Genomic DNA, 12,874 nt, shown 5'->3' with positions numbered 1-12,874 from the left:
AGAGCCGGAATCTCGTGTTGGGCTCTCTTTTCTTGTTTAGATAGTAGGTTATAATGTAGTGAAAGATTTGTTTAGCAATTGAGAGACTATTGGTGGAAACTTTTGCTGGACTGACGTAAAATAGGAAAGAAAGGAGTCGTTCTTGTGAATTTACCAAATCAATTAACTGTACTTAGAATCTGTATGATTCCAGTGTTTATTTTAGTCGTCGGCCTTCCGTTAGATTGGGGGCAATTAACGGTAGGAACAACGTCATTAGCGATCACTCAGCTAGTAGGTGCCATCATTTTTGCTTTAGCAAGTGTGACGGATTGGCTAGATGGGAAAATTGCTCGCTCCAGAGGATTAGTGACGAACTTCGGAAAATTTGCTGATCCATTAGCAGACAAAATGTTAGTTATGACAGCTTTTATCATGTTGGTAGGTCAAGGAAAAGCGCCAGCATGGGTGATTGCGATCATCGTTTGTCGTGAGTTGGCTGTAACAGGGTTACGATTATTGCTTGTCGAGGACGGGGAAGTCATGGCAGCTGCTTGGCCTGGAAAAGTAAAAACAGCTACTCAAATGATTGCGATCATTTTATTATTCATCAATAATATCCCATTCAACTTGATCAATGTACCCCTTGATCAAATCATGTTATACGCTTGTCTGATTTTTACCATCTATTCAGGTGTCGATTACTTTATCAAGAATCGTGGCGTATTCAAAGGATCCATGTAAAATCATAGAGTCACTTAGTGAACCTTGCAATCAGATCGGTCATTTCCGGTCTGATTTTTATTTTTTTGACATAGACGCAATCACAAGAATAAATTGAGCAAGGAGAAATGATTCTATCAGCAAATAGCGTATACTATTTGGTAGAGATAATTAGTCGAACAAAGACTGATTTACAGATAAATAGAGATGTTGCAAAAGCAACCTCAACTAAAGGAAGCGATCAAATCTGAAATCTGAAATCATAGCAGTAGGAACAGAATTATTACTTGGACAAGTCGTGAATACGAATGCGACATTTTTATCAGAACAGTTAGCAGATCTAGGAATCGATGTCTATTATCACACAGTTGTCGGGGATAATCCGACTCGTTTGGAGGAGTTACTCCAGTTAGCTGAATCAAGAAGTGAACTAATCATTTTATGTGGTGGATTAGGACCAACAGAAGATGATTTAACAAAAGAAGTTGTTGCAAAACACCTTGATAGAAAACTGATCCAAAATACAGAAGGTTACAAGAAACTGTTGGCATTTTTCGAAACGACAAAAAGAAAAATGACGGATAACAATTTACAACAGTCCCAAATCATTGAAGGTGGCACACCATTACCTAATCGAACTGGCTTAGCGTTAGGCACGTTTTATCAAACGAAAAGCAATGCCTATCTTTTACTTCCTGGGCCACCGAGTGAGTTGAAGCCGATGTTTGTAGAACAAGTACGCCCCTTGTTAGAACAACAATTCCCTTCAGAAGAAAAACTGATCTCAAAAGTGTTGCGCTTCTATGGCATTGGTGAATCACAATTAGTAACCGATCTAAAAGACTTGATTGCTACACAAATCAATCCCACGATTGCTCCTTATGCCAAACCAAATGAAGTCACACTGAGATTGACCGTCAAAACGTCAGACATCCATGCAGGGAATCAAGCGTTGCACGCACTAGAAGAAAAAATCCAAGCCCGTGTCGGTGAATATTTTTATGGCTATGGGGATGACTATTCGTTGCCACAAGCCGTCGTGGATCTACTGAAAGAACAGGGGAAGACAGTCACAGCAGTTGAGAGTTTGACAGCCGGAGGCTTTCAATCCGCACTAGGAGCGATTCCTGGCGTCTCTCAAGTCTTTTCTGGTGGTTTTGTGACTTATTCAGCAGAGACCAAAGCAAAGCTCTTAGGCATCGATCCAGACCTGTTAGAGCAGTTTGGCACAGTCAGTAAAGAATGCGCCGAACAAATGGCGATTCGAGCACGCCAACTCGTTGGTACAGATTATGCCGTAGCGTTTACTGGCGTAGCGGGACCCGACACATTAGAAGGACATCCTGCGGGTACAGTTTGGCTTGCCGTTGCATCAAAAGAAGGCGTAGAAACAAAAGAATGTCACTTCACAAGAGACCGTTCGGCAATCAGAAATAGCGCGATTATGCAAGGATTTGATCTGCTAAGAAAGCAACTATTAAGAAAAAAATAAATGCGAATATTTGTTCGGTTTTCGCTTGCTTTTTATAAATAAAAAAGATATTATAAACGTAATGAAATGTTACTTTGAGTCGTAAAAATAAGGAGGATTATCGTATTGGCAGATGATCGTAAAGCAGCCTTAGATGCTGCATTGAAAAAAATTGAAAAGAACTATGGGAAAGGTTCGATCATGAAACTGGGCGAAAAAATCGACCAACAAATCTCGACAATTCCAAGTGGTTCTCTTGCACTAGATGTTGCTTTAGGGATAGGTGGCTATCCTCGTGGACGGATCATTGAAGTCTACGGTCCAGAAAGTTCAGGTAAAACAACGGTTGCACTTCATGCAATCGCAGAAGTCCAAAAAAATGGTGGGACTGCCGCCTTTATTGATGCGGAACATGCCTTAGATCCACAATATGCCCAAAAATTAGGGGTAAATATCGATGAATTACTCCTTTCTCAACCGGATACAGGAGAACAAGGATTAGAAATCGCTGATGCTTTAGTATCAAGTGGTGCAGTAGATATTGTCGTTATCGACTCAGTAGCAGCTTTAGTACCACGTGCAGAGATCGACGGTGAGATGGGTGACTCACACGTAGGGTTACAAGCTCGTTTGATGTCTCAAGCCTTACGTAAACTGTCAGGATCGATCAACAAAACAAAAACGATCGCGATTTTCATCAACCAAATTCGTGAAAAAGTTGGCGTGATGTTCGGTAATCCAGAAATCACACCAGGAGGACGTGCGCTGAAGTTCTATGCAACGATCCGTTTGGAAGTACGTCGTGCTGAACAATTGAAACAAGGAACGGACATTGTCGGTAACCGTACAAAGATCAAAGTCGTAAAAAATAAAGTAGCGCCACCATTCAAAATCGCTGAAGTCGATGTCATGTATGGCTTAGGTATCTCTCAAGAAGGCGAGCTATTGGATATGGCAGTTGAAAAAGATATCGTTGACAAGAGTGGTGCATGGTATTCTTACAAAGAAGATCGCATTGGTCAAGGTCGTGAAAACGCGAAAATCTATATGTCAAATCATCCAGAGATGATGGCTGAAGTATCTACATTAGTGCGTGCAGCTTATGGCATCGGTGAACCAGTTGATGTACCAGAAGAAGCACAAGAAGAATTACCACTAGATGAATAAAGAAATAAGCGGATATCCGGTAGTCTAATAACTACCGGATGTTTTTTTATTTTTCTCTAGAATAAGCACAAAAAAATAAGTCATCACTCGCTCAAAACCTCCCTTTTTTGAAAAACGAGGAAGCCGTTTCTTTTCGTATTTAAAGTTGACACTACTGGAAACAAACATTAGAATAAACTTGTGCAGGTTTTTATGCACATATGCAACAGCATATTTATAGTTTAGAATAATTTATCATAGAAATTGGTAGATGATAAAAATGGAAAAGATAGTATGGAGGTGGATTTAATGGGACTCAACATTCTCCTCGCTATCATCGGTTTAATTGTCGGTCTTGGTTTAGGGTTTATGGTTGCGAAGTCACGTCATGAGAAAGAAATTGCTGGTGCAAAAACATCAGCTGCAAGTATTCTTGAAGGTGCAAAAAAAGAAGCAGAAACTCTAAAAAAAGAAGCATTGTTGGAAGCTAAGGAAGAAAATCAGAAATATCGTTCTGAAGTTGAAAGTGAGCTGAGAGAAAGTAAATTAGAGCTAAAATCTCAAGAAAATCGATTGATCCAACGCGAACAAACGTTAGATCGTAAAGATGACTCGTTAGAAAAACGAGAAAACTCACTTGAAAGTAAAGAAGAGGCACTTAGTTCAAAACAGCAATTAATTGAAGAGCGAGAAAAAGACGTTGAAAGATTGATTGAAGATCAACAAAAAGAATTAGAAAAAATTGCTGGTTTATCGAAAGAAGATGCAAGAGAAGTAATCATGAAATCAACCGAAGAAGAGTTGAATCATGAACTGACCTTGATGGTAAAAGAATCAGAACAACGTGCAAAAGAAGAAGCAGATCGCAAAGCGAAGAACTTGCTCTCATTGGCTATCCAACGTTGTGCAGCAGATCAAGTTTCTGAAACGACAGTGTCTGTCGTGACATTGCCAAATGACGAAATGAAAGGTCGTATCATCGGACGTGAAGGACGAAACATTCGGACCCTTGAGACCCTTACAGGGATCGATTTGATCATTGATGATACACCAGAAGCAGTCGTTCTTTCAGGATTTGATCCAATTCGTCGAGAAATCGCACGAATGACATTAGAAAAACTGATTCAAGATGGACGGATCCATCCAGCGCGTATTGAAGAAATGGTTGAAAAATCACGCAAAGAAATGGACGAACGGATTCGAGAATATGGAGAAGAAGCAGCCTTTGAAGTCGGCGCACATACGCTTCATCCAGATTTGATCAAGATCATGGGTCGTCTACATTTCCGAACAAGTTATGGCCAAAACGTGTTGAAACACTCGGTCGAAGTAGCGAAATTATCAGGAATCTTAGCAGCGGAGTTAGGCGAAGATATCCAATTGGCGAAACGTGCGGGATTGCTGCATGATATCGGGAAAGCATTAGACCATGAAATTGAAGGCTCACATGTTGAGATCGGTGCAGAACTAGCAGCGAAATACAAAGAGAATCCAGTTGTGATCAATGCGATCGCCTCTCACCATGGCGATGTCGAAGCGACTTCTGTTATTTCCGTCCTAGTTGCCGCTGCAGACGCATTATCAGCAGCTCGCCCAGGTGCAAGAAGCGAATCATTGGAAAACTATATCCGTCGTTTGAGAAGCCTAGAAACGATCTCAAACAGCTTTGCCGGTGTTGAATCAAGTTTTGCTGTCCAAGCCGGACGTGAAGTACGCGTCATGGTCAAACCAGAAGAAATCTCTGATTTAGACGCGGTACGCTTAGTACGCGATATCCGTAAACGCATCGAAGATGATCTGGATTACCCAGGACACATCAAAGTAATCGTGATCCGAGAGACTCGTGCAACCGATTATGCGAAATAAAAAATAGTTAAAATATAGGATGACCCAACAGATTAGATTAGTCTGTTGGGTCATTTTTTTTATTGACTTTAGTCAAAGATGTGTGTTTAGAATTATTAAAAGTAGATAAAATCGCAGAAACAGTCGAAGGTCAATACTTAAGAAAATTCCTTGATATACCACCTTCTTTTCAATAAGAGAAGATTTTAAAGGAATCAGTCGAGCGACTTCTTTCGATCGCAACAAAAGGCGAACAATGTTTGCGTCGAACAGCAGACTGGGGATTTGAAAATATTTGAGTCGTTTCGACTGATTTTGTGCTAGATGAGAAGACACATGCCTATTATTCCATTAGTAATGATGATCCGAAAGCCTATGCCTTTGTATTGAAAGAAGATGCTGAGTGTCGCATCATTATTGTAGCGGATGCTTTCCATAGAAGACCATAAATTTTATCAGGAATCCAAATGGCAGCACCCCCAGAGATTACGATTACGCATGAAACTACACACATTGTTTTAGGAACATATGATGTTGTTAAATATGGGCTAACGTCTATTGGATTTTTGCCTAGTGGTCAAACATGTGAAAGATGATTTTCTTGCACGCTACGCAGAGTATTTTGAACCTCCTAATTTTGATCAATTTGTTACAGCGGTAGCAAAAAAGCAAAATGCCCCTCAGTCATCTAAAAAAACTGTCATCAAAGCATTTCAAACAGACCCTTTATTATTTACTAAGTTCAAATTGACGGATGCTCAATTGCTTGCAACGATTATAAGAGATTTTGCCAATCAAAATAGGTTCTATAACCAACCGTGTGTCAAAAGAAAAACAAAGGCAGAGGAAATGGGAGATGGCAAGCTATTCACTGTGTTAGCAATGATGCAAACAGTTAATTTCTTTGTTTTAGAACAAACCAAAGATTTAGAAAAAAAGCAAGAATTGTCTGAAATGACGCCGACAAGATCTACTCAAATAAGAGATGAAGTAGCGAATTTTGCAAGGATCATGAGAGGGGGTGAGGATAAAAATGAGTTCCACGATAACCCCCGCGTCAAAAGAGAGACAAAAGAAGAAGGATTAGGAGATAGTAAGCTGTTTAGTGGTGCAACGACGATGCAAACAGGTGTTTTTTTAGTGATTGAACAAGCTAAACGTTTAGAAAAGAAACAAGCAGTACCAAAATGTCGACAGAAGTACCTGCTCAAACAAGAGATGGAGCGGTAGATTCTGCAAAGATCATAAGTCATGGCAAAAAGGTTAGTAAAGAGACCAACGCGACAATCACTTACCAGCAGTCTATCGTGAAGGGAAAACAGGTTAGTCTGTAAAACGAACAGTAAAGGACACTAGCCAAAAAAAATAGCATAGAGATAAAGTATAATTTTACTACTGTAAGTATCAGCTAAAATATGAAGAACAACCTCTTCGATTACTAAGACAGTAAGCATAAAAATGTGCGGTCTTATTCTCGAAGAGGTTACGGATGTTCTCGGCGTTTATTCAGTTCTAAGGTAACAGAAAAAAGTGAATTTACAAGGATTTTTATATATTATTGTTATTATTTAATTTTAAAATAACTATTTTATAGTTATTTTTCTGGTGTAAGCAAGTGATTTAGTGTTTTTTTATCAGTATGTTATTGCGTTTGTTGTGTCAATAATAAAAAAACATAAATTATTTAATGTAGGGCTTTAAATATGTGGTTTAATATTTAGAGAGATTTCTCACAAAATATTGTTGGAGGAGTATAAATGATTAAATCTAAAATCATTACCTTATCTGTCACAATCAGTACGTTAGCTAGTGTTATAGTATTTTCGGTTTTAGGAGTTAATGAGTCAGTATTTGCCTCGGAGTATCAAGAAAAAACAACGACAGAGGCTAAATCTTATCAAACGGATTTATTTAATGATGCGGTTATCACTTATAAGAATACTGCTAAGATTAATCAATTCGATGAAAACAATGAGCATATTATTCAGTTGCTAGATAGAAACAATAATGTATTGGCCGCAGAGGTTACTAATTTACAAACATTAGAAACAATGGCTGTAACAAGAACAGGTAGTGAAGTGATTGTCGAGAAAAAAGAAAAAAATAATGATGGTGAATATAGACAAATAACTGAAAAATACCCATTGATAGTCGAAAATAGTGAAAAAAATGGGTTAGATGATCTCTCAAATAATCTACTAAGTCTGAAATATACCTCATGGAATTATACGAATTTAGCTGTAGGGAAAAATATATTTGGGTCGCTAGTAAATATAGGGATTGCGTCTTTAATTACTTTTACAGCTGGTGTATTTGGTATTGCAACAATTGCAGCAGAATTTTTACTTGAGTATATGGGGGCATATGGTCTATCTAGTGGAGCAGCCATTGCATCGGCTTTAGACACTAGTGGTAATGGTTGGATTGGATTATATGTTCGAGAAGTATGGAATGACTCATGGACGGTATATCATGGAACGCAGCATCGAACGATGTGACTAACCTTATGAAGAAATACATCGTTAAATTACTAGTTATATTTTTACTTGTATTAGTCTTTATCGGCTTGGTTGAGTTTTTATTGAAAGGAAATAAATCCATACTAATATCAACCAGTGGTTTAGGCTATGTTTTTGGCGTTCCATTTTTATCCGTTAAACCGTTTAAGAATGAAACTAGGATAAGAAAAATCCAATATGTGGTTCTTCTCTTCTTGTGTTTTTACTTACCACCTAAAATAGTAAGCTCATTTGGGGTTGAAAAATTTGAGATTACACGTTTTTTGTACGCTATATTAATACTTGTAGGAATACTAATTTTATATGGGGTAATTTTGTTTACACAGCGAAACAAGAAATAATAGCAATTGTTCAATATAAACAAGCCGAAGAATCCAGAAGTAGGCACAGGCGTTTTAGGATTCTTCGGCTTGTTTTGTTTTTAACAATATTAAATTTTATTTTTTCAGTCTATCCTTGCATCGCTTCTTCGTTTACAACATTTCTTTATCTTTTTCGATTGTTTTCGTGATCCCTGTGATGATTGCAGAGATAAACCCAGCTTCTTCTAATGCGACGACACCGGCAACTGTCGTTCCGCCTGGAGAAGATACTTGATCAACTAATTCCCAAGGATTTTCATCGCTTGCTAGGAACTTTTGGCAGGAACCTAAAATCGCTTTAGCGGCAATTTCTGTTGCTGTTTTTTTAGGTAGTCCATGTAAAACACCTGCACGTCCCATTGCATCGATCAACATATAAATAAAAGCAGGGGAGCTTCCAGCCAATCCGATAAATGTACTGAAATCATCTTCTGCTAAAGGGTAGACACTACCAATCGCTTCAAAGATTTGTGTCGCTTGTGTCAACTGTTCATTTGTTGCTGCTTGGTTTTTGCAGATTGCAGAAACACCCGCGCCAACACTCACGTTGACATTGGGCATCACACGAATGATAGCAGCTTCTGGATCCAGTGCTTGTTCTAGTGTTGCAAGCGATTTTCCTGAAGCAATTGAGATAAACAACTGTTGTTTACGATGGTCGCGTAATTCATTTAACACCTGTTCGATGATTTTTGGTTTCACTGCCAAAACAACGATTTCTGCTTTTTCAGCAATCTCTTGATTGGTTTGACAAGCATTGACCCCAACTTTACCAGCAAAGCGTTGGGCATTTTCATAATGACCGCTTGAAACAAAAATATCTTCTTTAGCCACTAGATTATTTGCTAAGATACCATGAATAATTGCTTGTGCCATATTTCCTGTACCGATAAATCCGATTTTCATGTAATCCTCTCCTTTGGTTTTTAGCATAGCTTTTTTTCTCATAACCTGCAAGTCGAGAGACGAACTGATTTTGAAGAAGTCAAGGAGAGTATACATAAGGGGAGGACAGTGAGTGTGAAGCTAGTGAATGGCGGATTTTTCTGGGGGAATAAAAGCGATTAAAAAGCCAGCTCCTTCAATAGTAAGTCAAAACGTGAAAAAATATGAGGAGCTATTTTCCCACGTTCTGTCTTACTACTTGGAGCTTAACGGCTTTTTCACAACCTAATGCCCAAAGTGGAAAAATCAATGTAAATAAGATAACATGAGTGTATATGTTTAGAAAGTCTACAGGTGAGGAAGGGTGCCGGTGAAAAATAAATTACAGATAATGATCCAGTGGGTGAAAGCACATCAGTTGATTTTGAAGCTGATTTTCTTTGGATCGATCCTTGTTTTTGTGGCGAATCAAGTCGCAAACATTGCCCATGGGATGAGTTGGCAAGATGTCTGGCACACGATGGAACAACAAAGTCATGTCACGTTAGCATGGATGATATTAGCAGGTTTGATTGGTGTGATGCCGATGTTACTTTATGATTGGGTAACGATTCGAGTATTGGAAAAACAAGGCAAGCCCAAAATGAGTCGTAAAGACTTTTTGTTATCTGCATGGATCACGAATACGATCAATAACTTGGCAGGATTCGGAGGGATTGTCGGAGCAAGCTTGCGCGCCAGTTTTTATGGCAAGCACACGAATCGGAAAATGGTGTTGGCAACAGTCTCTAAGGTTGCTTTGTTTCTATTGACGGGTCTTTCTATTTGGTCATTAGTGACATTCATCAATGTCTTCTTTCTTCAAACAGATAGTGTATTTCGCAGTTATTGGATTTGGTTATTTGGTGGTAGCTTTTTGGCACCGCTTATCTTTTTGTTTGCCTATTTGAAACGTAAAACGCTATTTGTAGAATTTTATCCTAAAGGCTTACTGGGCTTGTTGCTGGCTTCCTTTGGACAATGGACCGGTGCCTTAGTGGTTTTCTTGTTGATTGGGCGCTTGATGGCTGTAGATATTTCTGTATGGTCCTTGTACCCTATGTTTATCATTGCCACATTGATTGGGATGTTGACGATGGTGCCAGGTGGTGTAGGAACATTTGATGTGCTGATGATCTTAGGAATGAGTCAACTTGGCGTGCGGCAAGATGTTGCACTTGTTTGGTTACTTTATTATCGTTTGTTCTATTATGTTCTACCATTTCTTTCAGGGATCGTTTTATTTTTGACACACACAGGTGTCAAAATCAATCGGTTTTTAGATAATATTCCCCGACTATTTTTTCAAAAAATTGCTCATTTGGTGTTAGTGTGTGCCGTTTATTTTGCGGGAATCATGATGGTCTTACTTTCAACGATCACGAATCTTTCGACTGTCAGTCGGTTGTTTCAAATACTCTTACCCTTTTCGTTTGATTTTTTAGATCAGTCATTGAATCTGCTGGTTGGGTTCTTATTGTTAGGACTAGCTAGAGCTTTAGCGATGAAAGTCAAAAAAGCATTTATTCCTACGATTGCTTTACTCGCTTTTGGCATCATCAACACTGTGATGCGAACCTTATCATGGGAATTGATTGTTGTATACCTTTTGATTTTATTAGCGGTGTGGTTATCCCGAAAAGAGTTTTATCGTGAAAAGTTCGTCTATTCTTGGGGAGCAATCATATTTGATGCGTGTTTGTTTGGCTTTTTATTTATTGTTTATGCAATCGCAGGCTATCACCGTGGAAGTTTTTGGGTAGGTGATTTAACTGCGAATCGCTTTATTCTCTTTCCATCTGAGGATGTTTGGTTTTCAGGACTGATTGGTTTAGGGATCTCATTACTTGCGTTAGTTGCATTGTACCAATATTTAGCTTCAGAGACAGGGTTTGGTGAGCCTCTGGATCAAATGCGTTTAAATCGCCTTTTGACCGCCTATGGTGGAACGGCAGCTAGTCATTATCTGCACTTACCTGGATATACTTATTTTTATTATCAGGAAAATGGTCAAGATAAAGTAGTGTTTGGTTACCAAATCAAAGGGAATAAATGTTTTGTTCTTGGTGATCCGATTGGTGATCCAACGAAGATACGTACAGCTACGCATGAGTTTTTGAAAAAAGCTGATTGTTTTGGCTATGAATTAGCTTTTTATAAAGTATCCGAAAGTTATGTCGTCATGCTTCACGAAGCGGGTTTTCACTTTGCAAAAGTTGGCGAAGCAGCAATTACTGATCTTTCTTCAGATGCGCTACACTGGCGCACAAAGCAGATCGAATTACAACGTTTGACGAATGAGGGCTACCATTTTACTTGGTATGACCAATTACCTGAAGAGTTGCTCGAACCGATCCAAGAAGTTTCTCAAAAATGGTTGGATGGTTCTCGTGAGAAGCATTTCTCTGTTGGTTATTTTGAGAAAGATTATCTCTTGATGAGTGGTATTGGTATTGTTCGAAAAGAGCAGAAAATCGTTGGGTTTATTACATCTCAACCAATCAATGACCGCCAAGCGGGGTATGATTTATTGCGGTATCTGCCGAACCAGCCGAATAGTCTAGGTGATTACTTACTTGCAAATCTATTGGATGTCTATCGCAAAAATGGGTATGCAGAAGCAAATCTGGGACTGGCTCCACTTGCAAATGTCGGAGAAACTGATTTCTCGTTCTTACAAGAAAAAGTGATGAGGATCATCTTTAATTACGGGAATTTCTTTTACTCATTCCAATTAGCTTACGAAGAAAAACAAAGGTATGTTACTCATTGGGAAGGCCGTTATTTTGCATATATGAAAGGAAGTAGTTTTACTTTAGCCACATGGCAGCTTTTCTTATTGATTGGCAAAGGGAAAGAAAAAGGAACAAGTCTAGCAGAAGAAGTTCTGACAGAATTGTAAAAATGATTGTAAAGCTGTGAGGAAAGTGTTTACGCATGTTGGTGGAAGCTATACTTTTATTTTCCCCTATGATAGAATACTTTCGACTTAGACTTTTCGAATGGGTGAGAGGATGGAATTGATTGAAAAAGCACCAGCGAAGATAAACTTAGGGTTGGATGTGTTATATAAAAGACCAGATGGGTATCATGAGTTGGAAATGGTGATGTCAAGTGTAGATTTAGCTGATCACTTGTTCTTTGAAGAGCTATCGGAAGATCGGATCATTGTTGAAACGAATAAAGCATTTTTACCGGTAGATCAGCGTAACAATGTGTATCAAGCAGCTTTGTTGTTGAAAAAGAAATATCAAATCAAAAAAGGCGTAAAAATCGTTGTGAAAAAAAATATTCCTGTCGCTGCTGGCCTAGGTGGTGGAAGTACAGATTGTGCTGCCGCGTTGCGAGGGATCAATCGGTTATGGGAGTTAGGCTGTAGCTTAGAAGAACTAGCAGAGATCGGCTTGGAAGTGGGGACAGATGTTCCTTACTGTGTTTATGGCCAAACAGCTTACGTAGGCGGAAAGGGAGAAATCGTCCAATTGTTGCCAGCGATGCCCTCTTGCTGGATTATCTTGGTAAAACCTAAAATGAGTGTTTCGACACGAACTGTTTTTCGAGAAATCGATACGCAAAAAATCCAACATCAAGATATTCCTGGGTTGGCTGATGCGCTTCGACAACAAGATTATCAAAAAATGTTGACGAAAATGGGGAATAGTCTTGAAGATGTGACAGGAAAACGCCATCCGGTCATTTATCAAATCAAAGAGCGAATGATCAAATATGGTGCAGACGCGGCCCTGATGAGCGGTAGTGGACCAACTGTTTTTGCCCTTTGTCAACACTATTCCAGAGCACAACGCGTCTACAACGGATTAAAAGGTTTTTGTGAGGAAGTTTATCTTGTCAGAACGCTATAAACGCATGAAAGAGACACGATGTCATGACGGAAGCAGTCAGAT

9 protein-coding genes are annotated in these 12,874 nt (G+C 39.0%); 8 read left to right on the top strand and 1 reads right to left on the bottom strand.

Annotation, left to right across the window (positions count from 1 at the left end):
- The first annotated feature begins 144 nt into the window (after positions 1–144).
- From pgsA to IGJ49_RS13790, 6 genes are all read left to right on the top strand, one after another.
- Entirely contained in the window at positions 145–723 is a 579-nt protein-coding gene (pgsA, locus tag IGJ49_RS13815) for a CDP-diacylglycerol--glycerol-3-phosphate 3-phosphatidyltransferase (RefSeq protein WP_019723896.1), read from the top strand.
- Between the two features lie 226 nt (positions 724–949).
- Positions 950–2,194, top strand: coding sequence for a competence/damage-inducible protein A (locus tag IGJ49_RS13810; RefSeq protein WP_023520517.1), 1,245 nt, complete (start codon positions 950–952; stop codon positions 2,192–2,194).
- 105 nt (positions 2,195–2,299) lie between these two features.
- Entirely contained in the window at positions 2,300–3,340 is a 1,041-nt protein-coding gene (gene recA / locus IGJ49_RS13805; RefSeq protein WP_010734076.1) for a recombinase RecA, read from the top strand.
- Between the two features lie 288 nt (positions 3,341–3,628).
- Positions 3,629–5,185: a ribonuclease Y gene (gene rny / locus IGJ49_RS13800; protein ID WP_010734077.1), complete on the top strand. Its 1,557-nt coding sequence runs from the start codon at positions 3,629–3,631 to the stop codon at positions 5,183–5,185.
- Between the two features lie 552 nt (positions 5,186–5,737).
- Positions 5,738–6,394, top strand: a complete 657-nt coding sequence (locus IGJ49_RS13795) for a hypothetical protein (protein WP_023520516.1) — start codon at positions 5,738–5,740, stop codon at positions 6,392–6,394.
- A gap of 527 nt (positions 6,395–6,921) precedes the next feature.
- Positions 6,922–7,662: a hypothetical protein gene (locus IGJ49_RS13790; RefSeq protein ID WP_023520514.1), complete on the top strand. Its 741-nt coding sequence runs from the start codon at positions 6,922–6,924 to the stop codon at positions 7,660–7,662.
- Between the two features lie 494 nt (positions 7,663–8,156).
- Here the strand turns inward: IGJ49_RS13790 and proC are convergent, their stop codons facing one another.
- Entirely contained in the window at positions 8,157–8,951 is a 795-nt protein-coding gene (proC, locus tag IGJ49_RS13785) for a pyrroline-5-carboxylate reductase (protein WP_438723862.1), read from the bottom strand.
- Positions 8,952–9,300: 349 nt separating this feature from the next.
- On the opposite strand from proC, the gene mprF reads away from it, so the two are divergent.
- Together mprF and ispE are read left to right on the top strand one after the other, a co-directional pair.
- Positions 9,301–11,871, top strand: a complete 2,571-nt coding sequence (mprF, locus tag IGJ49_RS13780) for a bifunctional lysylphosphatidylglycerol flippase/synthetase MprF (RefSeq protein WP_010734083.1) — start codon at positions 9,301–9,303, stop codon at positions 11,869–11,871.
- A 112-nt stretch (positions 11,872–11,983) separates the two neighbouring features.
- Positions 11,984–12,832: a 4-(cytidine 5'-diphospho)-2-C-methyl-D-erythritol kinase gene (ispE, locus tag IGJ49_RS13775; RefSeq protein WP_019722360.1), complete on the top strand. Its 849-nt coding sequence runs from the start codon at positions 11,984–11,986 to the stop codon at positions 12,830–12,832.
- The last annotated feature ends 42 nt before the right edge of the window (positions 12,833–12,874 follow it).

Source organism: Enterococcus sp. AZ171 (assembly GCF_051714005.1).
Classification (GTDB): Bacteria; Bacillota; Bacilli; order Lactobacillales; family Enterococcaceae; genus Enterococcus_B; species Enterococcus_B pernyi.
This window is presented reverse-complemented; position numbering and strand designations above follow the sequence as displayed.

What these genes read in the sequence shown, in the direction of transcription:
- proC (WP_438723862.1), bottom strand. Translation starts at nt 8,951, where the DNA reads ATGAAAATCGGATTTATCGGTACAGGAAATATGGCACAAGCAATTATT.
- IGJ49_RS13790 (WP_023520514.1), top strand. Translation starts at nt 6,922, where the DNA reads ATGATTAAATCTAAAATCATTACCTTATCTGTCACAATCAGTACGTTA.
- ispE (WP_019722360.1), top strand. Translation starts at nt 11,984, where the DNA reads ATGGAATTGATTGAAAAAGCACCAGCGAAGATAAACTTAGGGTTGGAT.
- rny (WP_010734077.1), top strand. Translation starts at nt 3,629, where the DNA reads ATGGGACTCAACATTCTCCTCGCTATCATCGGTTTAATTGTCGGTCTT.